This window comes from Streptomyces rubiginosohelvolus, assembly GCF_014649875.1.
Classification (GTDB): domain Bacteria; phylum Actinomycetota; class Actinomycetes; order Streptomycetales; family Streptomycetaceae; genus Streptomyces; species Streptomyces rubiginosohelvolus.
The window spans coordinates 71,202-94,594 of the sequence record NZ_BMTW01000021.1 but is presented as its reverse complement, the minus strand read 5'-3'; the positions used below and the strand labels follow the sequence as shown (position 1 = coordinate 94,594).

General features: G+C 72.9%; 22 protein-coding genes. 14 read left to right on the top strand and 8 right to left on the bottom strand.

Going from position 1 to position 23,393, the window contains the following annotated elements:
- Positions 1-69: 69 nt before the first annotated feature.
- Complete coding sequence (locus IE134_RS31475) at positions 70-351, top strand: DUF3263 domain-containing protein (protein WP_030720653.1); 282 nt, start codon at positions 70-72, stop codon at positions 349-351.
- Positions 352-435: 84 nt separating this feature from the next.
- Here the strand turns inward: IE134_RS31475 and IE134_RS31470 are convergent, their stop codons facing one another.
- On the bottom strand, positions 436-1,119 hold the full coding sequence (locus IE134_RS31470) for a phosphotransferase (protein ID WP_030720656.1): 684 nt from the start codon (positions 1,117-1,119) through the stop codon (positions 436-438).
- 199 nt (positions 1,120-1,318) lie between these two features.
- Here IE134_RS31470 and IE134_RS31465 point away from each other — a divergent pair, with 199 nt between their 5' ends.
- From IE134_RS31465 to IE134_RS31450, 4 genes are all read left to right on the top strand, one after another.
- A complete protein-coding gene (locus IE134_RS31465; protein ID WP_030720660.1) occupies positions 1,319-2,698 on the top strand; it encodes an alpha-lytic protease prodomain-containing protein in 1,380 nt (459 codons plus the stop codon).
- 115 nt (positions 2,699-2,813) lie between these two features.
- Positions 2,814-3,674, top strand: a complete 861-nt coding sequence (locus tag IE134_RS31460; RefSeq protein ID WP_030720663.1) for a dioxygenase family protein — start codon at positions 2,814-2,816, stop codon at positions 3,672-3,674.
- Between the two features lie 178 nt (positions 3,675-3,852).
- The gene (locus IE134_RS31455; RefSeq protein WP_030720666.1) at positions 3,853-4,362 is read left to right on the top strand and encodes a SigE family RNA polymerase sigma factor; all 510 of its coding nucleotides are present in this window, start codon (positions 3,853-3,855) and stop codon (positions 4,360-4,362) included.
- 78 nt (positions 4,363-4,440) lie between these two features.
- On the top strand, positions 4,441-5,364 hold the full coding sequence (locus IE134_RS31450; RefSeq protein WP_189432424.1) for a hypothetical protein: 924 nt from the start codon (positions 4,441-4,443) through the stop codon (positions 5,362-5,364).
- A 41-nt stretch (positions 5,365-5,405) separates the two neighbouring features.
- On the opposite strand, the gene IE134_RS31445 is transcribed toward IE134_RS31450, so the two are convergent.
- A complete protein-coding gene (locus tag IE134_RS31445) occupies positions 5,406-7,100 on the bottom strand; it encodes a bifunctional 3'-5' exonuclease/DNA polymerase (protein ID WP_189432423.1) in 1,695 nt (564 codons plus the stop codon).
- A gap of 62 nt (positions 7,101-7,162) precedes the next feature.
- Between IE134_RS31445 and IE134_RS31440 the strand changes: the two genes are divergently transcribed.
- Together IE134_RS31440 and IE134_RS31435 are read left to right on the top strand one after the other, a co-directional pair.
- Positions 7,163-8,341: a DUF2786 domain-containing protein gene (locus tag IE134_RS31440; RefSeq protein ID WP_189432422.1), complete on the top strand. Its 1,179-nt coding sequence runs from the start codon at positions 7,163-7,165 to the stop codon at positions 8,339-8,341.
- Between the two features lie 38 nt (positions 8,342-8,379).
- Positions 8,380-10,506, top strand: a complete 2,127-nt coding sequence (locus tag IE134_RS31435; RefSeq protein ID WP_030720676.1) for an FUSC family protein — start codon at positions 8,380-8,382, stop codon at positions 10,504-10,506.
- A gap of 56 nt (positions 10,507-10,562) precedes the next feature.
- Here IE134_RS31435 and IE134_RS31430 read toward each other — a convergent pair whose 3' ends face one another.
- Positions 10,563-11,078 (bottom strand): hypothetical protein, encoded by a 516-nt coding sequence (locus IE134_RS31430; RefSeq protein WP_189432421.1) that lies wholly within the window; start codon positions 11,076-11,078, stop codon positions 10,563-10,565.
- A 220-nt stretch (positions 11,079-11,298) separates the two neighbouring features.
- On the opposite strand from IE134_RS31430, the gene IE134_RS31425 reads away from it, so the two are divergent.
- A complete protein-coding gene (locus IE134_RS31425) occupies positions 11,299-11,541 on the top strand; it encodes a DUF397 domain-containing protein (protein ID WP_003968242.1) in 243 nt (80 codons plus the stop codon).
- 46 nt (positions 11,542-11,587) lie between these two features.
- Here the strand turns inward: IE134_RS31425 and IE134_RS31420 are convergent, their stop codons facing one another.
- Entirely contained in the window at positions 11,588-12,085 is a 498-nt protein-coding gene (locus IE134_RS31420; protein ID WP_030720682.1) for an ATP-binding protein, read from the bottom strand.
- 357 nt (positions 12,086-12,442) lie between these two features.
- Here IE134_RS31420 and IE134_RS31415 point away from each other — a divergent pair, with 357 nt between their 5' ends.
- Positions 12,443-13,306, top strand: coding sequence for a Sco1979 family transcriptional regulator (locus tag IE134_RS31415; protein ID WP_010063709.1), 864 nt, complete (start codon positions 12,443-12,445; stop codon positions 13,304-13,306).
- A gap of 58 nt (positions 13,307-13,364) precedes the next feature.
- Positions 13,365-14,822, top strand: coding sequence for an aldehyde dehydrogenase family protein (locus IE134_RS31410; RefSeq protein WP_189432420.1), 1,458 nt, complete (start codon positions 13,365-13,367; stop codon positions 14,820-14,822).
- 7 nt (positions 14,823-14,829) lie between these two features.
- Here IE134_RS31410 and IE134_RS31405 read toward each other — a convergent pair whose 3' ends face one another.
- Positions 14,830-15,837 carry a GlxA family transcriptional regulator gene (locus tag IE134_RS31405; protein WP_030720688.1) on the bottom strand — a complete coding sequence of 336 codons (1,008 nt, stop codon included), beginning with the start codon at positions 15,835-15,837 and terminating at the stop codon, positions 14,830-14,832.
- Between the two features lie 64 nt (positions 15,838-15,901).
- Between IE134_RS31405 and IE134_RS31400 the strand changes: the two genes are divergently transcribed.
- From IE134_RS31400 to IE134_RS31385, 4 genes are all read left to right on the top strand, one after another.
- A complete protein-coding gene (locus IE134_RS31400; RefSeq protein ID WP_229823780.1) occupies positions 15,902-17,215 on the top strand; it encodes an MFS transporter in 1,314 nt (437 codons plus the stop codon).
- A gap of 15 nt (positions 17,216-17,230) precedes the next feature.
- Complete coding sequence (locus IE134_RS31395) at positions 17,231-17,872, top strand: PadR family transcriptional regulator (RefSeq protein ID WP_030720694.1); 642 nt, start codon at positions 17,231-17,233, stop codon at positions 17,870-17,872.
- Positions 17,873-17,967: 95 nt separating this feature from the next.
- Positions 17,968-18,933 (top strand): ATP-binding cassette domain-containing protein, encoded by a 966-nt coding sequence (locus IE134_RS31390; RefSeq protein WP_308431982.1) that lies wholly within the window; start codon positions 17,968-17,970, stop codon positions 18,931-18,933.
- Positions 18,930-19,760, top strand: a complete 831-nt coding sequence (locus IE134_RS31385) for an ABC transporter permease (RefSeq protein WP_189432419.1) — start codon at positions 18,930-18,932, stop codon at positions 19,758-19,760. Before IE134_RS31390 ends, IE134_RS31385 begins: the two co-directional genes overlap by 4 nt.
- 16 nt (positions 19,761-19,776) lie before the next feature.
- Here the strand turns inward: IE134_RS31385 and gad are convergent, their stop codons facing one another.
- From gad to IE134_RS31370, 3 genes are all read right to left on the bottom strand, one after another.
- A complete protein-coding gene (gene gad / locus IE134_RS31380) occupies positions 19,777-21,204 on the bottom strand; it encodes a glutamate decarboxylase (RefSeq protein WP_098016730.1) in 1,428 nt (475 codons plus the stop codon).
- Positions 21,205-21,271: 67 nt separating this feature from the next.
- Positions 21,272-21,895, bottom strand: coding sequence for an NAD(P)H:quinone oxidoreductase (wrbA, locus tag IE134_RS31375; RefSeq protein WP_010063718.1), 624 nt, complete (start codon positions 21,893-21,895; stop codon positions 21,272-21,274).
- A gap of 128 nt (positions 21,896-22,023) precedes the next feature.
- The gene (locus IE134_RS31370) at positions 22,024-23,325 is read right to left on the bottom strand and encodes an ion channel protein (protein WP_189432418.1); all 1,302 of its coding nucleotides are present in this window, start codon (positions 23,323-23,325) and stop codon (positions 22,024-22,026) included.
- Positions 23,326-23,393 lie beyond the last annotated feature (68 nt).

Genomic DNA, 23,393 nt, shown 5'->3' with positions numbered 1-23,393 from the left:
CCGCCGCGGGCCGCGCGGGCGGTGCCGGGCCGCGCGTGGGTGTCGGGGGCGGGTATTAGGTTGGTTGATATGACCGCCCCCGACCACGAGCCCCACGACGCACCCGCCGCGCCCGCGCCCGGTGCGGACGAGCTGTCCGTACGGGACCGGGCCCTGCTCGCCCTGGAGCGGCGGCCCTGGCCGGGGCCCGGGGCGAAGGAGCGGGCGATCCGCGAGGAGCTCGGGATCTCGCCGGTCCGCTACTACCAGCTGCTGAACGCGCTGATCGAGGACGAGCGGGCGCTGCGGGAGGATCCGGTCACGGTGAACCGGCTGCGGCGGGTGCGGGACGCGCGGCGCGGTCGCCGCTGAGGTTTCGTGCCGGGGGCTCCGCCCCCGCGCCCCCGCACCTCAAGCGCCGGAAGGGCTGGATTTCCCGCGGGCGCCCGGTGCGCCTCAGGTGCTGGATTGGTCCAGCACCAGGTCCACCGCCTCGTCCAGGCGGCCCCGTTCGGCCTCCGTCAGATACGGGTTCTGCCGCTGGCGGGTCCGGGCCAGTGCCAGATCGGCGGCCGACGCGCCCCCGTCGTCGGCGAGTTCGGCGAGGAGCGCCGCCAGCAGCGGCCGTACGTCGGCCCCCGCCGGGAGCGCGGGGTCGAGCGCGATCCGGGCCAGGGTCAGCGCCGACATCGCCCGGTCGAGGCCGGGCGGGCCCTCCGCCGCGCTGGACCAGTCGATCACCACCGCGCCCCCGGCCGTCAGCATCACGTTCTCCGGATGCAGGTCCAGATGGAGCACGCAGTCCTCCGGGTTCGTCGAGACCCGGGGCGGTATCGCGTGCAACTCCCGCAGCAGCCGGGCGAGCAGGGCCCCCGCCTCGGCCGCCCCCAGCCGCCCCGCCAGCAGCGCCTCGGCCAGGGTCGGGCCGGTCAGCCGCTGGAGCACCAGGTCCGTGGGGCGGGCCCCCTCGGTGGGCGGACCGATGCGCGGCACCGGGAAGCCGAAAGCGCCGACGTAACTCATCACGGCCAGCTCCTCCGTGGTGTCGGAGCGGTCCCGGTAGCGGCGAAGGACCCAGGAGCCGTCGAGTGCGTACACGTCGGCGGTGCGTCCCGAGCCCAGAAGTTGCCCTGTGTGCATGAGGGCGAACCTACCCGGGCGCCCCGCCGAAAGGGAGACGGCTTCCGGTCCCCGGAGGGCGTCCGGCCCCCATAACGCGGAGGGAGGGGGGTGAACGGGATCTCCTGTGCCGGGTGTCACCGCCGCTACGGTTTCGGCAATTCCCTGGTCCGGACCAACCCCCGCCGGATCCGGACACCCCTGAACCAAGGAGATACACGTGGAGAGAACCACGCTCCGCAGACGCGCCCTCGCCGCCGGCACCGCCACGGTGGCCGTGGGCGCGCTCGCCCTCGCCGGGCTGACCGGCGTGGCGTCCGCCGACCCCGCGGACAGCACCGCCCCGCCGGTCTCCGCCGACAGCCTGTCGCCCGGACTGCTGGCCGCCATGGAACGCGACCTCGGCCTGGACGCGGACGACGCCCGGAGCCGGATAGCGAACGAGTACCGTGCCGCGGCCGTCGCGGCGGGTCTGGAGAAGTCCCTCGGCGCCGACTTCGCCGGAGCCCGGGTCAGCGGCGCGAAGGCGGCCCTGACCGTCTCCACCACCGACGCCTCCCAGGCCGCCCGGATCACCGGGGCCGGGGCGAGGGCCGAGGTCGTCGCCCACAGCCTGGACCGGCTCGAAGGAGTCAAGGAGGCCCTCGACCGGGCAGCCCAGCGCAAGGCCCCGAAGGACGTGCCCGTCTGGTACGTCGACGTCGAGGCCAACCGGGTCGTCGTGAACGCCGCGAGCACCGCCGCCGGAACGGCGTTCCTCAAGGCGGCCGGGGCCGACAGCTCCCTCGTCACCGTCGCCCGCTCCGCCGAGAAGCCCCGCACCTTCGCCGACCTCCGGGGCGGCGACGCGTACTACATGAACGGCTCCGGCCGCTGTTCCATCGGCTTCTCCGTCAAGCGCGGCACCCAGAACGGCTTCGCCACCGCCGGCCACTGCGGCCGGGTCGGCACGACCACCAACGGCTTCAACCAGCAGGCCCAGGGCACCTTCCAGGGCTCCACCTTCCCCGGCCGCGACTACGCCTGGGTCGCCACCAACGCCAACTGGACCCCGCGCCCGACGGTCAACGGCTACGGGCGGGGCGACGTCACCGTCGCCGGATCCACCGCCTCCGTCGTCGGCGCCTCGGTCTGCCGTTCCGGCTCCACCACCGGCTGGCACTGCGGCACCATCCAGCAGCTCAACTCCAGCGTCACCTACCCGGAGGGCACCATCTCCGGCGTGACCCGCACCAGCGTCTGCGCGGAGCCCGGTGACTCCGGCGGCTCGTACATCTCCGGCAACCAGGCGCAGGGCGTCACCTCCGGCGGCTCGGGCAACTGCTCGTCGGGCGGTACGACGTACTTCCAGCCGCTCAACCCGCTGCTCCAGGCGTACGGGCTGACCCTGGTCACCAGCGGTACGCCCACCGACCCGCCGACCACGCCGCCGACCGACCCGCCCACCGACCCGCCGGGCGGCACCTGGGCGGCCGGCACCGCGTACGCCGCCGGAGCCACGGTGACGTACGGCGGAGCGACCTACCGCTGCCTCCAGGCGCACACGGCGCAGCCCGGCTGGACCCCCGCGGCCGTCCCCGCGCTCTGGCAGCGGATCTGAGGGCCCCGGACCCGGCCGGGCACCCCCGTACCAGCACCTCCTGAACCTCCCCGCCTCCCGCCTCCCCGCGTCGAGGCTCCCCGAGGACTCCGAGGAAACCGTCATGACCCCACAAATGGACAACGCGAACCCCCACGACCCGGACGCGTCCGACGAGGCGTCGGGCGACCGGCGGCGGATCAGCCGCAAAGGTCTCCTGAAGGCCGCGCTCGTCGCGAGCGCCGCGCCCCTGCTCGCCGGCGGAGGCGTCGCGCTCGCCCGCGACGCCGCCGCCACCGGGAACGGGCCTCTGGCCCCCACCCCGGAGTGCGACGACGGCGACGACACGACGCCGCCGCAGATGGAGGGGCCGTACTTCAAGCCCAACTCCCCGCGCCGCACCAGCCTGGTGACCCCGAGCACCCCCGGCGTACCGCTCACCGTGAGCGGCTACGTCTTCGGCCGGGCCTGCCGGCCCATCTCCGGGGCCCTGCTCGACTTCTGGCAGGCGGACACGAACGGGGCCTACGACATGGCTCAGTTCGCCTTCCGGGGTCATCAATTCACCGGTGCGGACGGGTCGTTCAGACTCACCACGATCGTGCCCGGCCTCTACCCGGGCCGTACGCGCCACATCCACGTGAAGGCGCAGGCGCCCGGCGGCCGCATCCTCACCACCCAGCTGTACTTCCCGAACGAGCCGCGCAACAACACCGACGCCCTGTTCGACCCCGAGCTGCTGATGAACGTCCGCAACGTCGGGAACGGGCGCCAGGGTTCCTTCGACTTCGTCCTGGACGTCGCCCAGACGCCGGGCCCGACCGATCCGCCCACCGACCCACCCACCGAGCCGGGGACCAGCTGGGCCGCCGGCACCTCCTACCGCGCGGGCGACCGCGTGACCTACGGCGGGGTCGCCTACCGCTGTCTGCAGGCGCACCAGGCCGTCTCCGGCTGGGAGCCGCCGAACGTCCCCGCGTTGTGGGAACGCGGGTAGACGACAGGAACAGCGAGCGCACCACCGCCCGCGCCCCGTTCACGCCGTCCGGCGCGTGAACGGGGCGCTTCCGCGTGCGGGGCCGGAAGAAGTTCTCGCGGACCGCCTGAAACATTCACCCGGCCCCGTCGCGTCGTAGAGGGGGAAGGGCGGAACGGGTGGGCTGACGGGGGAGAACATGAAAGCTGCGCGTACCGACGAGTTCAGAGTGTTCGCGGCCGGGCGGGCCGGTCATCTGTTCCGCTCTGCCTGCCTGCTGACCAGTGGTGATGTGCATCTTGCCGAGGACCTGGTGCAGGAGACGCTGAGCCGGATGTATGTGACGTGGGGCCGCGCCCGCCGGATCGACAACCCGGCGGCGTACGCGCAGACCGTTCTGGTGAGGACTTTCCTGACCCATCGGCGGCGCCGCTCCGCGAGCGAACGCCCGCTGGCCGAACTGCCCGAGGGCGCCTCGGCCGCCCCCGACGACCCCGCGCTGCGGATGACGCTGCTGCGCGCCCTGTCCCACCTGGCGCCCAAGGACCGCGCGGTCGTCGTCCTGCGGTACTGGGAGGACCGCAGCATCGAGGAGACCGCCGCCGCCCTCCAGGTCAGCCCGGCCGCCGTGCGGACCCGCTGTGTGCGGGCGCTCGGACGGCTGCGGGAACAGCTGGGCGGCAGCATCGCGGAGTTCGCCGCGCCCTGACGCAAGGCACCCCCTCGGTCCCTGCGGCCGGAGAACTGTCGAGCAATCCGATACGAGTACGAGAAGTGGTGGTTCCCCATGCCCAGCGAAGACGAGCCCCCGTTCGAGGACAGCCTCGGTACGGAACTGCGCCGCACCGGAGAGACCTTCGAACTGTCCGGCCGCACCGCCTTGGTGGACGGCGCGCTGGAACAGGGGCGGCGCACCGTGCGCCGCCGCCGGGTCTCCGCCGTGGCCGGAAGCGTGCTGACCCTGGCCCTCGTCGGCGGCGGAATCACGTTCGCCACCGGCCAGTCGGGTACGTCCGGCGACGGGGTGAACGTCGCGAGCAGCGGACCGGTCGGGCAGACGGCGACGCCCACGGCGGAGACCGCCACGGACGCTGCCACGCCCACGCCGTCCGCCACACCCGAGGAGGCCGCGACGGTCGCACCCTCGCCCTCGGAGCCTTCAGGTGCGCCGACGGCCGAAGCCACCGCCACCCCCACGGCGGGTGCGGGCACCGGTGAGCCCTCGCCGGACCCGGACCCCGACTCGCGCGGAACGCACGACGCCGGGGAGCCGGCCCCGCCGCTCGACTACGCAGCTCTGATGCCCACCTTCCGCGCGCTGCTGCCCGAGGGGCTGACCGTGACGGACGTGACGGACAGCGGGGGCGAGTTCGCCTCGGTCGTCGTGAACGACGGCAAGGGCCGTTCCCTCGTGCAGATCAATGTGCAGCAGGACATGCGGGACGTCGCCCACCAGCTGTACCGCGACGCGACCACCCTGCCCGACGGCACCCTGCTCGCCACCTCGAAGAAGCCCGGCGAGAAGGGCGGCGCGGGGGTCGTCATGTGGACGGCCGACAGCATGCGCCCGGACGGCATGCGGGTCGTCGTCTCGGCCTTCAACTCCGGCGAGCAGTCGAGCGCCGCCACCCGAAAGGCGCCCGCGCTCACCATGGACCAGCTCACCGCCCTGGTCATCAGCCCGGAGTGGTCGAAGCTCCAGCAGCGGTAGACCGCGGGGCCGGGGCGCTTCCCGCTGCCCTGTCCGGACGGTCACTTCGCGTCCGCGTACCGCTCCACCACCGCCACCGTGAAGGGGAACCGCACCGGCGTCTCTCCGAAGGCGGTCCGCCCGGCCAGCTCGCCCGCCGCGCGGATCGCCTCGGCGACGGCGGCGCTCTCCTCGGCCGGGCAGTGCACGATCACCTCGTCGTGCTGGAAGAACACCAGGTGCGCCCGCAGCCCCTGTTCGAAGAGGGACCGGCGCAGCCCGGCCAGGAGCAGCAGCGCCCAGTCGGCCGCGCTGCCCTGCACCACGAAGTTCCGCGTGAAGCGCCCCCGGGCCCGGGCCGTGCCGCCGCCCGACGCGGCCCCGGTCCCCTCGGTGTCACCGGAGCCCTCCGGGTCCTCCTGGGGGATGCCCGCCTCCTCGTCCTGGCCCGCCGAGACGACCGGCGGGCTGGTGCGGCCCAGCCAGGTCCGCACGACGCGCCCCTCCTCGCCCGCCCGTGCCGCGTCGTCGACGTAGGCGACGGCCAGCGGGAAGCGGCGGCGCAGCGCGGCCAGGTTCTTCAGCCCGTCCCCGGAGGTCTGGCCGTAGACCGCGCCGAGCAGCGCCAGCTTGGCGTGCTCGCGGTCGCCGGAGAACGCCCGGTCGGACAGGGCCTTGTAGAGGTCGCCGTCCTGCCCGGCCACCTCCATCAGCCCCCGGTCGCGGGAGATCGCCGCCAGCACCCGGGGCTCCATCTGGTCGGCGTCCGCGACGACGAGCCGCCACCCCGGATCGGCGACGACGGCCTGCCGGATCACCTTGGGGATCTGGAGCGCCCCGCCGCCGTTGGTCGTCCAGCGGCCGCTGACCGTGCCGCCCGGCTGGTACTCCGGGCGGAAGCGGCCCTCGCGTACCCAGTCCTGAAGCCAGGACCAGCCGTGCGCGGTCCAGATCCGGTACAGCTTCTTGTACGCGATCAGCGGCTCGACCGCCGGATGGTCCACCTCCTCCAGCTCCCACCGCCGGGTCGACTTCACCCGGATCCCGGCCTGCGCGAACGCCTTCACCACATCGGCGGGCAGATCCGGGCGGACCCTCCTGCCGAATGCCGCCGAGACCTCGTCCGCCAGCTCGGCGAGTCTGCGGGGCTCGCCGCCGCCCGCGTACCGCTCGCCCAGCAGGCCGTTCAGCAGCTCCCGGTGGACGTCGGCGCGCCAGGGCAGCCCGGCCCGGTGCATCTCGGCGGCCACGAGCATCCCGGCCGACTCCGACGCGGTCAGCAGCCGCATCCGGTCCGGGTGCTCCGCCGCGTCATGGCGGCGCAGCTGGTCCGCGTAGACCCGCAGGAGGCCCTCGAACGGCACGCCGGTCCCCGACGACGGCTCGAAGAGGGAGGACTGCGCGCCCGGCTCGGCGGACCGGGCGGGCGGATCGGGCGGCACCGGCCCGTTGTCGAGGCGGGCGAGCGCGGCGGCGGCCGACCGGGGCTCGCCGAGCCGTCCGGCGTGCCCGAGGAGCAGCAGCTCGGCGCACTCGATGTCGTAGCACCGCTCGACCCGGACCCCGGCGGCGAGCAGCCGGGGGTAGACCGCGGCGGTCGACCGCCACACCCAGCGCACCACGTCGGGGCGGGAGCGGACCGCCTCGACGAGGTCGGGCTCGGCGACGACCGGCCCGGCGGGCGTGCCGTCGCGGGCGAGCGGCGCGAGCAGCGCCCCGCCCCCGTCCGCGGCCGCCACCGCCCACCGTTCGGTCATGGGTGCGAGTCTGGCACCCGCCACTGACAACGCCCGGGAGCCGCGCGCCTACCCTTGGCCGGATGGAATCCGTGATCGACCGGGCGTGCGCGGCGGCCCTCTACGCGGAGGGCGACGCCGCCCTGGACACCGGTGCTTCCCTGCTCGCCGCCGCCCCGGACGCCGACGACGAGGCGCACCGGCGTGGCGAGGAGTTCGTGGGCCGGGCCTGGGAGCGCGGCTGGCACCCCGCCGACCTGGTCCGGTTCGTCCGCCGCGAGCTGGACGAGCGGCGGGCGGCGCTGGCCGGGACCCTGATCGCCGCAGAGACGGCCCGGTACGCGGAGCTGCCGCCCCGGTGGCGGCAGCAGCTCGCCGAGCTTCCGCCGCCCGTGGAGCGCAACCGGCCCGACCGGTTCAGTTACGCCGCCGATCTGCTGGAGCTCTACCGGGTGCTGCTGCGGCTGCCCGCCATCGAGCCCGTGGGACCGCCGCCCGGCGCCGCCGCCGACCACCTGCACCGCCCGCCCGCCGCCGACGAGCCCCGCATGCTCACCCGTATCCGGGCGCTGCTGGCGAAGGCCGAGGCGACCGGCTTCCCGGAGGAGGCCGAGGCGCTGACCACCAAGGCGCAGGAGCTGATGGCCCGGCACACCATCGACGAGGCCCTCCTCGCCGCCCGGACGCAGAGCCGCGAGACCCCGGGAGCCTGCCGGATCGGGGTGGAGCCCCCGTACGAGAGCGCCAAGGCGGTCCTGCTGGACGCCGTCGCCTCCGCGAACCGCTGCCGGGCCGTGTGGAACGAGGACCTGGCCTTCTCCACCGTCGTCGGCTTCGAACCGGACCTGGAGGCGGTGGAGCTGCTGTTCACCTCGCTGCTCGTCCAGGGGACGACGGCGATGACCCGGGCGGAGGCCGGACAGCGCGCCGGAGGCCGTAAGCGGACCAAGACCTTCCGGCAGGCGTTCTGGATGGGGTACGCCCAGCGCCTCGGCCGGCGGCTGACCGCCGACGCCGAGCGGATCACGGCGGAGGCGGACACCGGTGCCGGCGCGACAGGAGCAGGCGGCGGACTGCTCCCCGTCCTCGCCGCCCGGGACGTCGCGGTCACCGACACCGCCGAGCGGATGTTCCCGAGGACCACGACCACCCGGCTCCGCGGGGTCTCCGATCTGGCGGGCTGGACGCACGGCACCGAGGCCGCCGACCGGGCCCGCACGGGCGGCGGATCCCACCGACCCGACGGAGAAATCACGGCGTAAGTCGGGCTTGTCCAGGATTGCACCGTTAGGCTCGGCCCATGAGCTGGCTCCGGGCGCTGAAGGAGACCGCCCGCTCGGGGCTGGAGATCGAGCGGCAGAAACTGGAACCCCTCATCGCGCTGCGCGGTGCGGCCGGCCTCGCCCTCGTCGTCGGCGTCAGCCTCGTGCTGTTCGGTCCGGAGATCGCGGCGAGCTCCGCGTTCGGCGCGTTCCAGGCGGCCATCGCCACCTTCCAGCGCAGCTGGCGCCCGCGACCCGTCCTCGCCCTGGTCTCCGGGGCGAGCCTCGCCGTCTCGACGTTCGTCGGGTACGTCAGCGGCGCGCACGTCGTGCTCTTCCTCTGCCTGCTCGGCCTCTGGACCTTCCTCGCCGGGCTCGCCTGGGCGGCGGGTCCCACGGCGGGCATCATCGCCGCGTCCAACGTCGCGATCATGCTGGTGACCATCACCCTGCCCACCTCGGTCGTGGACGCCGCCGCCCACGCGGGGATGATCGCCGTCGGCGGCCTCGTGCAGGCCGCGCTCATCGTGCTCTTCCCGGTCCGCAGATGGGGCGCCCAGCGCGACGCGCTCGCCGACGCCCTGGCCGCCGAGGCCGACTACGCCCGCCGGCTGCGCCACGACCCGGTCGTCCCCTTCGACCCGCTGCCCCTGATGACCGCCCGCAGCGCCGCCGCCGTCACCCCGCGCGAGGCCCGCCGCCGCCCCGCCGAGCTGCGCGGGGCCCGGGGGGTGGCCGAGCGGCTGCGCCCGGTGCTGGCCTCGCTGGCGGACCCGGCGATGGGGGTGCCCGGCGACGGCCTGGAGCGGCTCTGGGTGAACGAGCTGCTGGGCGCGGCCGGATCGGTCCTGGACGCCGCCGCGCGGGCCGTCCGGTACGGCGAACCCGTCCACCTCTCCGCCACCGACCTGGGCGTCCTGAAGACCCCCGACAACGACGTGATCCTCGTCGGTCCCGCCCGCCGCGCCGCCGACCGGCTCTCGGCCCTGCTCGACGACGTCCTGGAGATCGCGGAGGGCACCGGGACCGACAGCGGGATCCCCACGGACCTCGCCCCGGACACCCGGCACCGGCCCTCGCTGCTGAAGCTGGTCCCGGTGGTGCTGGCCGCGATGCGCCGCGAGATGCACCACGGCTCACCGATCCTGCGCCACGCGATCCGGGTCGCGGTGGTCGCCGTCTCCGGCTACTTCGTGGGCGAGGCGGTGCCGCTCGGCCACGGCTACTGGGCGCCGATGACCGCCGTCATGGTGATGCGGCCCGACTTCTCGCAGACGTACGCCCGCTCCGCCGGACGCTTCGGCGGCACCCTGGTCGGGGTCGGGCTCGCCACCGCGATCGTGCAGACCGCCCACCCCGACGCCCGGCTCTCCGCGCTCCTCGCGGTGATCTGCGCCGGGCTGATGTACCTGCTGATGGGCACCGGCTACGCCGTCGGCCAGGTCTGCGTCGCCGCGTACGTGGTCTTCCTGCTCGGCATGGCCGGCGACGACTGGTCCCAGACCGTCACCGAACGCATCGTGCTGACCCTCGTCGGCGGACTCCTCGCGATGGCCGCGTACGCCCTCTACCCGGCCTGGGAGACCCCGCGGCTGCGCAACCGGCTGGCCGAGTGGCTGGTGGCGGACGGCCGGTACGCGGCCACGGTCGTCGACCGGTACGCCGACCCCGCGTCCCGGGACGACGAGGACGTCCGGGACGCGCTGATCGCCACCCGGGAGGCCCGTGTCGCGTGGCAGGAGGCGCTGGCGACCGCCCAGCACGAACCCGTACGCCACCGGGGCATCTCCCGGGCCGCCGCCACCGACGCCCAGCACGCGCTGGCCCAGCTGGGCCGGTCCGCGATGGTCCTGGAGGCCCATCTGCCGGCCCGGTCGGCCGACCCGGTGCCCGGCGCGGCCCAGTTGGCCGAGGCGCTGCGCCGGGCCACCGAGAAGGGCGCCAAGGCCGTACGGGAGCGGCGGCTGCCCGACTGGCAGCCGGTGGTGGACGCGGTGGCCCACTGGGACATGCCCACCCCGACGGACGACGGCACGACACCGGTCGGCGACCCGGTGGTGCGCCGGGGCGCGGCGCTGTTGCTGGACGCGCTGGAGGAGTTCACCCGCGCCCTGGACGAGCGCGGCGGCTCCACCCGCGTCAGCAGCGTCCTCGCCGACAGCTGAGCGCCCGCGGCGGCGGCCTCACGGCGCGTGGCTTTACGGCGCGGGCCGCGGTGGCCTTACGGCGCGGGGATCTCGGGCAGGTCCGGCAGGTCGGGGAGCGAGGGCATGCTGCTCGGCAGCTTGCCCGGGTCCGCCTTGGCGAGGGTGTCCTTGGCGCCGCCGTCCCACGAGACGACCAGCTTCGAGCCGTCGACGGAGTCGATCGCGCCCATCGTGCGGTCGGTGCCGCCGTCGGTGCACTTCAGCGCGAGCATCGGCTCGCCGCCCATGTCCTTCACATCGCCCTGGCACACGGACTGGTCGGCGACGAGGGCGACCTTGCGGGAGGCGATCGACACGCTGACGTTCTTGCCGTCCGTCAGCCCCGCCCAGGTGCCCTCCAGTGCGGCGGCGTCGACGGCGCTCCCGCCGGACTCCCCGGAGTCCTCGCCGCCACCGGCGCCGGGCGTCGCGCTCGCCGGCGTGTCCGCGCCGGAATCCTTCTTCGGGTCGTCGCTGCCACAGGCGGTCAGCGCGAACGATGCGGCCAGAGCGGCCACCGCGACGGCGCCGGTGCGTAGAGACCTGGTCACGTGGAGTTCCCCCTTGCTGTTTTCCGGTCGAAAGACCGCGCCACGTTACCAAGGTCCACACGGATCAACTCCGGTAAGCGGGAGCGAAATAGGCGCGCCGTTCGTCTTGTAATCAAAGGAACACCCCGCGTGCACGTGCATCTGCTCATGCATTGGCATATGAACAGAGCTATGATCCGAGCTAGTTGACACTTGCACCTTGCAACTCGGGGAGCGTCCTGTGCACCACGTGTACAACGGCATGGCGGCCACAGAGCTTCGCGGAGTCGTCTGGCAGAAGAGCAGGCACAGCAACTCCCAGGGATCCTGCGTGGAGTTCGCGCGGCTGCCCGGAGGGAATGTGGCGATGCGGAACTCCCGTCACCCCGACGGGCCCGCCCTCGTCTATACGCCCGCGGAGATCGAGGCGTTGCTGCTGGGCGTCAAGGACGGCGAGTTCGACCATCTCGCGGCAGGCGCCTGACGCCGGGTCCGGCCCCCGAGGGACCGGACCGGGGCTTCCGTGAGCCCTACTTCGTCTTTTCCGGCAGCCGGAAAAGGGCCCAGACGACCTTGCCGTACAGCGGTCCGGAAGGCAGTTCTCCGAGCGGTACGGGAGAGGGGTGCCAGCCCCAGCTGTCGCTGACGCATTCCACCAGGAACAGTCCACGGCCCGATTCGGCGGAATCCGCCGCCTCGCCCGCCACCGGGCTCTCCCGGCTGGGATCGCGCACCGCGCACACCAGCCGCGAGGTCCACCGCATCAGATGGAGCCGCACCGGCGGGTCCTGGAACTCCCGGGGCGGATCGGCCGGCAGCGCGTGGCGCAGGGCGTTGGTGACGAGTTCGGACACCACCAGGGCGACATCGTCGAACCGTTCGTCCAGCTCCCACCGCTCCAGCGTGGTCCGGGTGAACTTCCGCGCCCCGCCGACCGCTTCGTAACGCGCGGGCAGAGCGCACGAGGCCGATCCGGCAACCCCTGAGGGGTCGGTGGGGGGAAGCCCCTGCCGTAACGGCTCGAGCATCGTCGATCCATTCGTCCCCATACGAGGCACTCCCGGGATTCGCGGCTGTAGCGGCACTGCCTGTAGCGGTACTGCGGGGGGTACAGCGGCACAACACGAGCACGCAGGTGCGCGGGGACCATGGTTCCGAATGCGCACAGCAGATGCAAGGGCAGATGCACGTGCACGCGCCGGACCTGCCCGATACCGTGGTGGTTACGGGGCATTTCTTCCCGGGGTCAGTTTCGGAGCTTTCCGGACGTCTTCCCATTTCCGTAATCGAATGAGTACGGGCTGAAGCGTTTTGGTGGCAGAATCCGGCAGTCGGGGTTCCGGGGGGCTCCGGTGCCAGGGTGAGCGATGGGGAGGGTCGGACCAGTGTCGGCAGGCGAGTCGAGTGGATCGGTGGTGCGGCGCATCCTCCTGGGCTCTCAGCTCAGGAGACTGCGGGAGTCGCGCGGTATCACCCGTGAGGCGGCCGGCTACTCGATCCGGGCCTCCGAATCGAAGATCAGCCGCATGGAGTTGGGACGGGTGAGCTTCAAGGCCAGGGACGTCGAGGACCTGCTCACGCTCTACGGGGTGGCCGACGAGGCGGAGCGCGACTCCCTGCTCGGTCTCGCCCGCGAGGCCAACGTGGCGGGCTGGTGGCACAGTTACGGTGATGTCCTGCCCGGCTGGTTCCAGACGTACATCGGTCTGGAGGGCGCCGCCTCCCTCATCCGTATCTATGAAGTCCAGTTCGTGCACGGGCTGTTGCAGACCGAGGCGTACGCCCACGCCGTCGTCTCGCGCGGGATGCGCGGAGCCTCGCCCGCCGAGATCGACCGCCGCGTCGCCCTGCGCCTGGAGCGTCAGAAGGCCCTCGTCTCGGAGCGCGCCCCGACGTTCCACGCCGTGCTCGACGAGGCGGCGCTCCGCCGCCCGTACGGCGAACGCGAGGTCATGCGCGCCCAATTGCGGCATCTGATCGATATGTCGGAGCAGCCGAACATCACGCTTCAGGTCATGCCCTTCAGTCACGGCGGTCATGCGGGCGAGAGCGGCTCATTCACGATGCTGCGTTTTCCGGAATCCGATCTGTCGGACATTGTCTATTTGGAGCAGCTGACGAGCGCGCTCTATCTGGACAAGCCCGAGGAAGTCGCGCAGTACGAAAAGGCGATGGCGGGCCTCGCCCAGGAGAGTCCGGCTCCGGAAGAGAGCCGGGATCTTCTGCGCGGACTACTCCAACTGACGTAAATTCTCGTTACGATGACGTCGCATCAGGAGTCTGCGAACGCCTGCAGTAAGGGATTGCATGTCCTTCTTCCATGAACTGGCCCACCAGTACATCGACGGCGAGTGGCTGATCGGCAGCGGCTCGTGGGACATCATCGATTTCAATCCCTACAACGGTGAGAAACTCGCCGCCGTCACCGTGGCCACCGCGCTGGAGGTCGACCGGGCCTACCGGGCCGCCGAGCGGGCGCAGCAGGAATGGGCCGGGGTCAACCCGTACGAGCGGCGCGCCGTCCTCGAACGCGCGCTCCGCATCACCGGCGAGCGCGCCGAGGAGATCGCCGAGGCGATCACCGACGAACTGGGCGGCACCCGGCCGCGCGCACGGTACGAGGTCGACAGTGCCACCGAGTTCCTGCGCGAGGCGATCCGCCAGGCGCTGCGGCCCACCGGGCGGCTGCTGCCCGCCGTGGGGGACGGCCGGGAGAACCGGCTCTACCGGCTGCCCGTCGGCGTCGTCGGGGTCATCAGCGCCTTCAACTTCCCTTTCCTGGTGACGATGAAGTCCGTCGCACCCGCCCTGGCACTCGGCAACGCGGTCGTCGTGAAACCCCACCAGAACGCGCCCGTGGTCGGCGGCGGTCTGATAGCGAAGATATTCGAGGACGCCGGACTTCCGGCGGGGCTGCTCAACGTGGTGATCACCGACAGCGCCGAGATCGGCGACGCGTTCATCGAGCACCCCGTGCCCAAGGTGATCTCGTTCACCGGCTCCGACCGGGTCGGCCGGCACATCGCCGCCACGGCGGCCGGCGCCTTCAAGCGGACCATCCTCGAACTGAGCGGGAACAGCGCCCTGGTGGTGCTGGAGGACGCCGACATCGACTACGCGGTCCGGTCCGCCGTCTTCAGCCGCTTCCTGCACCAGGGGCAGGTCAGCATGGCGGCCAACCGGATCCTGGTGGACCGGTCGGTGGCGGAGGAGTTCACGGCGAAGTTCACCGCCGAGGTGGCCGCGCTCAAGGCCGGCGATCCGAGGGACCCGGAGACCCGGATCGGGCCGGTCATCAACGCCTTCCAGGCCGACGCGCTGGACGACCTGGTGGACCGGGCGGTCGCGGACGGCGCGACGGCCCTCGTCCGGGGCCGGACCGTCGGCAACGTCGTCGCGCCGACCGTCCTCACCGGCCTCGCGGAGGACTCCCCGCTGCTGACGCAGGAGATCCTCGGCCCGGTGGCCCTGCTGATGACGTTCGACGGCGAGGAGGAAGCCGTACGGATCGTCAACGAGGGCCCGTACGGTCTCAGCGGCGCGGTCCACACCCGGGACGCGGAGCGCGGTGTGCAGTTCGCCCAGCGCATCGTCAGCGGCATGTTCCACGTCAACGACTCCACCGTGCAGGACGATCCGCTGGTCGCGTTCGGCGGTGAGAAGACGTCCGGGGTGGGGCGGCTGAACGGCGAGGCGGTGGTGGAGGCGTTCACCACGCAGCGGTGGATGTCGATCCAGCACGGCCGGTCGGTCTTTCCCTACTGACGGGCCGTCATGCCCCGGGCCCCGGCCCCCGGAACGTGGTGCGGTAGGCGCTCGGCGAGACGCCCAGCGCCGCATGGAAGTGCTGACGCAGGTTGGCCGCCGTGCCGAGCCCGGTGCGGGCGGCCACCTGCTCCACGGGCGTGTCCGACTCCTCCAGCAACTCCCGTGCCAGCTCGATACGTTGCCGGGTCAGCCAGGCCATGGGCGTCAGGCCGACCTCCTCCCGGAACCGCCGGGTGAAGTGCCGTACGCTCATCGACTCCCGAGCCGCCAACTGCCCCAATGTGATCGGGTCCTGGAGTCTCCGCAGCGCCCAGTCGCGGGCGGCCGAGGTCCCCGGGGCCGACCGCGCGGGCACCGGCCGCCGGATGTACTGCACCTGGCCGCCCTCCCGGTGGGGCGGGACGACCGTGCGCCGGGCCACGTCGTTGGCGACGGCCGTCCCGTGGTCGCGCCGGATCATGTGCAGGCACAGGTCGATCCCGGCCGCACAGCCCGCCGAGGTCAGGACGGACCCCCCGTCGGTGTAGAGCACGTCCGGGTCCAGCCCGACGCGGGGGAAGAGCCGGGCGAACAGCTCCGTGTACCGCCAGTGCGTTGTGGCCGTGTGCCCGTCGAGGAGCCCGGCCGATGCCAGCACGAACGCGCCGGTGCAGATCGACGCCACCCGCGCCCCGGGCCGGATCAGCGCGAGCGCCTCCGCCAGCGGGGCCGGGAGCGCGGGCGTCTCCTGGACGTAGTCCTCGTACGACGACAGGACGATCACCGTGTCGGCCTCGGCCAGCGCCTCGGGCCCGTGCGCGACGGCCACGGTGAAATCGCCGTCCGTACGCACGTCGCCGGGCGCGGGGGAACAGGTGGCGACCTCGTACAGCGGCTCGCCGTCCGCCGACGCCCCCTGCCGGGCCTGGCCGAAGAGCTGGTGGACGATGCCCAGCTCGATGGGGAGCAGGACCGCGCGGGCGAGCACGGCGACCCGGTGCCGCCCGGGGTGGGTGAAGACCGTCATGGCCATATCCTTGCGCACCTGGTCCATCGGGACACTCGTGAGGGCGGGACTCGCTCGCGACGCTGATTCCATGGCCTCATCGACCTCGACTTCGACCACGACCCCGTCCGCCCGTATCCACCGCGCGTGGCTGATGGCCGCCGTCGCGGGCGCCGCCATCGTCACGGCGGGCGCGTTCACCACCGTGCCCGGTCTGCTGGTGACGCCGCTGCACCAGGAGTACGGCTGGGAGCGCGGGCAGATCGCGCTCGCCGCCTCGGTGAACATGGTGCTCTTCGGCCTCACCGCCCCGTTCGCGGCGGCGCTGATGGACCGGATCGGGGCCCGCCGGGTGGTCATGGGCGCGTTGCTGATGGTCGCGGCGGGGGCGCTGCTGACCGGGGTGATGACGCGGCCCTGGCAGCTCGTCGCCTACTGGGGTGTGCTCATCGGCCTCGGCAGCGGCTGCCTGACCATGACGTTCGCCGCCGGGGTCACCGCTCGCTGGTTCGACCGGCGGCGCTCGCTGGTGACGGGCGCGCTCAGCTCCGCGAGCCACCTGGGCCAGCTGCTGTTCCTCCCTCTCCTCGCCTGGTCCGTCGGCCACCACGGCTGGCGTCCGCCGGTGGTGACGCTGGCGCTCGTAGCCCTGGCGGTGGCCGCCCTGGTGTTCCTGCTGCTGCGCGACCATCCGGCCGAGGCGGGCGTGAAGCCGTACGGGGCAGCGGAGTTCGTGGAGAAGCCGACCCCGGCCGCCGGCGCGGCGGTACGCACGCTGAAGGTGCTCCTGCGGGCGGCGCGCACCGGCCCGTTCTGGCTGCTGGCCGGGGCGTTCGCGCTCTGCGGGGCGTCCACCAACGGCATCATGTGGTCCAACTGGGCTCCCGCCGCGCACGATCACGGTATGCGGGCCACGGCGGCGGCCTCGCTGCTGTCCCTGATCGGGATCTTCTCCGCCCTCGGCGCGCTGTTGGCCGGCTGGCTGACCGACCGGTTCGACCCGCGCCGCGTGCTGACCGTCTGCTTCGCCGTCCGCGCGCTCACCCTCCTCGCTCTGCCCCTGGTGTTCGCCTCGACGGTCACGGCCCCCATGCTGCTGTTCACGGCGGTCTACGGGCTCGTCGACGTCGCGACCGTGCCGCCCGTCATCGAGCTGGCCCGCCGGGTGTACGGGGAGACCGGGCCCATCGTCTTCGGCTGGACGAACGCCGCCCACCAGCTGGGCGCGGGCGCCTCGGCGTTCCTCGGGGCCACCGCCCGGGACGCGTTCGGCAGCTACGACGTGGTGTGGGCGGCGCTGGCGGCAGGATGTCTGGTCGCGGCCCTGCTGGCCCCCGCCGTCCGGATGCGAGGGCACACCTGCCGCCCGGACGCAAGCGGACGGGGCTACCCTAGTCAAAGTTGAATACGAAGGAGTGTCATGTCCGCGATCCGGCTGCTGGTCCTCGGCGCGGTGCGCATGCACGGCCGCGCGCACGGCTATCAGGTCCGCAACGACCTGGAGTACTGGGGTGCGCACGAGTGGTCCAACGCCAAGCCCGGGTCGATCTACCACGCCCTGAAGCAGATGGCGAAGCAGGGACTGCTCCTCGCGCACGAGACGGCCCCCTCCACGGCCGGGGGTCCACCGCGCACCGAGTACGAGGTCACGGACGAGGGCCTCGATGAGTACCGCGCCCTGCTCCGGGACGCCATCCGCTCCTACGACCGGAACATGGACGTCCTGTCGGCGGCGGTCGGCTTCATCGTCGACCTGCCCCGCGAGGAGGCGGTCGCGCTGCTCAAGGAGCGGATCGAGGGCATCCGCGAGTGGCGCGAGGCGGTGACCGAGTACTACACCCCCGAGGAAGGGCCCGAATCCCTCGGCCACATCGGCGAGATCATGAACCTGTGGGTGCACTCGGCGGACAGTGGCGCGGAGTGGACCCGGGGCCTGATCGCCCGCATCGAGGGCGGCGCGTACACCTTCGCGGGCGAGGGCGACCCGTTCGTCGGCGTGCTCGCCGAGGGCGAGGAGAACCCCTACGCCACCGGGGTGCCCGACCCCGGGGACAACGAGTAATCAAGTTTGACGAATGCCGGACCGGGGTTTACCTTCGACCTACTAGTCAAGTTTGACTACGAGGGTTGTGAAGGCGTGGAAGGGCGGCGGGGAACGTGACGGAAGCGATCGTCATGGACGGAGTGCACAAGCGGTACGGGGAGAAGCGCGCCCTGGACGGACTGGACCTGGTCGTCGGCAGCGGCACCGTGCACGGGGTGCTCGGCCCCAACGGGGCGGGCAAGACCACCGCCGTACGGATCGTGTCGACGCTGCTGCGCCACGACGCGGGCCGGGTCACCGTGGCCGGCCTCGACGTCCGTGAGCGGGCGGGCGAGGTGCGGCGCAGGATCGGGCTGCTCGGGCAGCACGCGGCGGTGGACGAACAGCTCGGCGGACGGCAGAACCTGGAGATGTTCGGGCGGCTGTACCACCTGGGCGCACGCCGGGCGGGCAGCCGGGCGGACGAGCTGCTTGAGCGGTTCGGCCTCGCGGACACCGGCCGCAAGGCGGTCAAGCAGTACAGCGGCGGCATGCGCAGGCGGCTCGACCTGGCCGCGTCGCTGATCACCGATCCGGACGTGCTGTTCCTGGACGAGCCGACGACCGGCCTCGACCCGCGCGGCCGGACCGAGGTGTGGGACGCGGTGCGGTCCCTGGTCGGCGGCGGCACCACGGTGCTGCTGACCACGCAGTATCTGGACGAGGCGGACCAGCTGGCCGACCGGATCGCCCTCATCGACCACGGCCGGGCGGTCGCCGAGGGCACCCCCGACGAGCTGAAGGCCCGCGTCGGCGGCGACCGGATCGACGTCGTCCTGCGCGACGCGTCCCGGCTGGCGGAGGCGGCCGCGCTGCTCGGCGGCGAGGACCTGACGCTCGACCCCGACCGGCGGCGGATCGGCGCGCCCGCCCCGGACCGGATGGCGGCCCTGACCCGGACGGTGCGGGTGCTGGACGAGGCGGGCATCGAGGCGGAGGACATCGCGGTGCGCCGCCCGACCCTGGACGAGGTGTTCCTGTCCCTGACCGGACAACCGGCCGCGGAGCAGGCGGCGGAGAAGACGGAGGTGGCGGCATGAGTGCGGCGACGACGACGGCGGTCCCCGGACCGGGTGGGGCGGCCTCCCGGCTGGGCTGGGCACTGGCCGACTCCTGGACGATGACCCGCCGCGAACTGGCGCACTGGGCCCGCCAGCCCGTGGCGGTCCTCGTCAACCTGGTGTTCCCGGTGATGCTGCTCCTGATGTTCACCTATCTGGTGGGCGGCGGCCGGGGCGTGCCGGGCGACCCCACCGAGTACCTGGTCCCCGGCATGCTCGCGCTGACCATGGCCTTCGGCCTGGAAGCGACGATGCTGGCGGTCACCCAGGACCTCGGCAAGGGCGTCATCGACCGGTTCCGCTCGATGCCGATGGTCCCCGGCGCGGTGCTGGTGGGCCGCAGCGCCGCGGACATGCTGCAGTCGGTGGTCTCGCTCGCCGTGATGACCGGGGTCGGTTACGCGGTCGGCTGGCGCTGGCACAACGGGGCGGCGGCCGCGCTGGGGGCGGTGGGGCTGCTGCTCCTGCTGCGGTTCGCGATGCTGTGGGTCGGCATCCAGCTCGCCATGGTGGCGGGCAGGCCGGAGATGGTCACGGCGGTCCAGATCCTGGTCTGGCCGGTCGGCTTCCTCTCCAACGTCTTCGCGACCCCCGCGTCGATGCCGGGCTGGCTGGGCGCGGTGGTCGAGTGGAACCCGATGTCCGCGACCGCCACCGCCGTACGGGACCTGTTCGGCAACCCCGGCGGCGCGACCGGCTCCTGGGCCGCCGAACACGCCGGGCTCCTCGCGGTGCTCTGGCCGGTGGCCATCATCGCGGTGTTCTTCCCGCTGGCCGTACGGAAGTTCGCGCGGCTCAGCCGGTAGCGGCGGGGCCGCCGCCTCAGTGGTGAAAGGCCGTAGCGGCCTTCCGGTCGTGGCTCACCGGGTGCTTCTGCGCCCGGAGTTCGGGCAGGAGCTGCTTCAGGTCCTCGACCAGCAGCTCGGCCAGGTCGGAGGAGAAGCCGTTGCGGCACACCACCCGCAGCACTGACAGATCCTGCCGGTTGGCGGGGAAGGTGTACGCGGGCACCAGCCAGCCCCGCTCCCGCAGCCGGCGCGACACGTCGAAGACGTCGTACGCGTGGACCTCGGCGGTCGTCGTGAAGGCGAACACCGGCAACTCGTCTCCCCGGGTGAGGAGGTGGAAGTCGCCGAGGTCCTCCACCGCGCGGGCCAGAGAGCAGGCCACGTCCCGGGAGGCCTGCTGGACCGCGCGGTAGCCGTCCCGCCCGAGCCGCAGGAACGTGTAGTACTGCGCGACCACCTGCGCCCCGGGCCGGGAGAAGTTCAGGGCGAACGTCGGCATGTCGCCGCCCAGGTAGTTGACCCGGAAGACCAGCTCCTCCGGCAGTTCGTCCGCCGTACGCCACAGCGCCCAGCCGACCCCCGGATAGACCAGGCCGTACTTGTGGCCCGAGGTGTTGACCGACGCCACCCTCGGCAGGCGGAAGTCCCACACCAGGTCCGGGTCGAGGAAGGGTGCCACCATCGCGCCGGACGCCCCGTCCACGTGGACCGGGATGTCGAGGCCGGTGCGTTCCTGGAGGGCGTCCAGGGCCGCGCAGAGGTCGGCGATCGGCTCGTAGGACCCGTCGAAGGTGGAGCCGAGGATGCCGACGACCCCGATGGTGTTCTCGTCACAGAGTTCGGCGGCGGCCTGCGGGTCGATGTGGAAGCGCCCGCCCTCCATCGGGACCTGCCGGGCCTCCACCTCCCAGAAGTTGCAGAACTTCTCCCAGCAGACCTGCACGTTCACGCCCATCACCAGATTGGGCCGTGCCGTCGCCGGATAGCGGTCCGCGTTCCGCTTGGCCCAGCGCCGCTTCAGGGCGAGCCCCGCGAGCATGCACGCCTCGCTCGACCCGGTGGTCGAACACCCCACGGCCGCGGACGGATCGGGTGCGTTCCACAGGTCGGCGAGCATCGCCACACAGCGCTTCTCCAGCTCGGCGGTGCGCGGGTACTCGTCCTTGTCGATCATGTTCTTGTCCCGGCACTCGCCCATCAGGACGCCGGCCTGCGGCTCCATCCAGGTGGTGACGAACGTGGCCAGGTTGAGCCGGGAGTTGCCGTCGAGCATCAGCTCGTCGTGGACCAGCCGGTACGCCGTCAGCGGCGGCAGCGGCCCGTCGGGCAGCCGGTGCCGTGGCGGCGCGGTGTTCATCGCGGCCGTCGGGTCCGCCTCGCCGAAGAACGGGTTCAGAGCGAGCCTGCGCCGCTCGTCGGAGGGCTTGTCCTGATCCGGGTGGGCACCACGGTGGAGCGGCATGGTGGGGAAACCCTTCTCTCGGCCTACGGGGGTCGGTGCGCGTCCGTGGGCGTCTGCGGGGACGGGGTCAGTTCTCGGCGGCCAGGCCCGCCTTGACGGCCCGGGTCAGCTTCACGACCCGCTCGGCCTGCACCCGGGTGGCGGTGAGCGTCTGCTCGCCGACCGGGAGGTCGCCCTGCCCGGCGATGTGCGAGGTGCCGTACGGGTTGCCGTCGACGAACTTCGTGGGGTCGGTGTAGCCGGGGGTGACGAGGATGCCGCCGAAGTGGTGGATCGTGTTGTACAGCGCGAGCAGCGTGGACTCCTGGCCGCCGTGGGCGGTGGCCGTGGAGGTGAAGCCGCTGTAGACCTTGTCGGCGAGCTGCCCGGACTGCCACAGCCCGCCGAGCGTGTCGAGGAACTGCTTCAGCTGGGCGGTGACGTTCCCGAACCGGGTCGGCGTACCGAAGATCACCGCGTCCGCCCAGACCATGTCGTCCGGCGAGACCTCGGGGATGTCCGCGGTCGCCCTGGCGTTCTCCGCCCACGCCGGGTTGGAGTCGATGGCCGCCTGCGGCGCGAGCTCCGCCGCCCGGCGCAGCCGCACCTGGGCCCCGGCCCGCTCGGCGTCCTCGGCCATCGCCTTCGCGATCGTGGCGACGGTGCCGGTGGAGGAGTAGTAGACGACGGCGACGTTGACGGGCGTGGGCATGCGGGGAACCTCCGTGGAACCGTAATCGGTACAGGGTTGCGCAAAAGCGCACGAACCAGACGATACGGAGGTTCAGTGCTTCCGGCGCGCCGGGCGGGGCCTTCCCCGTGACCGCGCACGCCTCCCGCTCATCGCAGCGACTTCCCGTCCGCGTCCAGCTGCATCTGGGCCCGCCCCGTGACCAGCAGCCACGCGGGCAGGGTCGCCGCGCACAGCAGCGGCAGCACGGACGCGTCGCCGACCATCACCGCCGCGGTGAACAGGCTCACCCAGCCCTGCCGGGTGACGGCGAGCAGCACCCCCAGCACCGCGCACGACACCGCGAGCGACGGCGGGACCGCGTCGACCAGTGCATGGGCGCACAGCCCGAGCGACACCCCCGCGAAGACCGACGGGAAGATCCGGCCGCCCCGGAAGCCGCAGGTGGCCGCGATCACGAGGGCGGCCATCTTCACGATCGCCATCCCCGCGAACTCCCCGGCCGACCACCCGTCCGGGTCCCCGGCCAGCGTCTTCACCTCGTCGAGCCCCTTGAACAGGGTGAGATGGCCGCCCAGCGCACCCAGCAGCCCCAGCACGAGACCGCCCGCCGTCAGGGCGAGCACCGGATGCCGCAGCGCCGCGAAGACCCGGTGCGCCACCGGGAACGCGTACACCGCGAGCAGCCCGAGGAGCGCGCCCGCCGAGGCGATCAGCAGGGCGGAGAGCAGATCGCCCCAGTGCGGTCCGGTGTACGCCGGGAGGGACAAGTCGAAGCTGGGCTCCGCGATCAGCGACATGGTCAGCGCGCCCGCCGTACCGGCCGCGAGCGGGGCGAACAGCCGGTCCCAGAACGCCCCGGGGCCCGGCTGCGAGGCCATCACCTCGGAGAGGATCAGCGCGGCGGCGACCGGGGTACCGAAGAGCGCCCCGATCGTCCCGGCCGCCGCGAGCGCCACCCACAACTCGCCCGGAGCGCCGGGCGCGAACCGCCGGCCGAGCCAGAAGGCCAGGGCGATGTTGGCGGCGGTGATCGGGTTCTCCGGCCCGAGACTCACCCCGCCCGCCAGTGCCAGGGTCGTCACCAGGAGCAGCCCGGGCACGATGCCGGGCCGCATCGGGGCGTCGACCAGCCCGGTGCTGGCCGGATCGGGCCCGCCGTGACCGGGTACGGCCCGCAGGACGAGCCCCACCGCGAGGCCGGTCGCGGTGAGCATCACGACCATCCACACCGAGGAGAACCCGCCCACCCCGAGCGCGTCGGGCAGGGACTCCCAGAGCACGTCCTGGAGCTGCTCCGCCAGCAGGCTCACCCCGAGCAGGATCAGCGCGCAGACGACGCCGACCACGATCGCGGGCAGCACGAGCGGCAGCAGCCGCCGGGCCGGGGTGCCCGGAGGGTGTGGGGGGTGCGGGGGAGTGGGCGAGGGTGCGGGGGATTCGGGGGCCACCGGCCCACCCTAGGGCGACAAAACACACATAACACCCAAGGCTGGCCCGGCTGGCACGCGCGTCACAC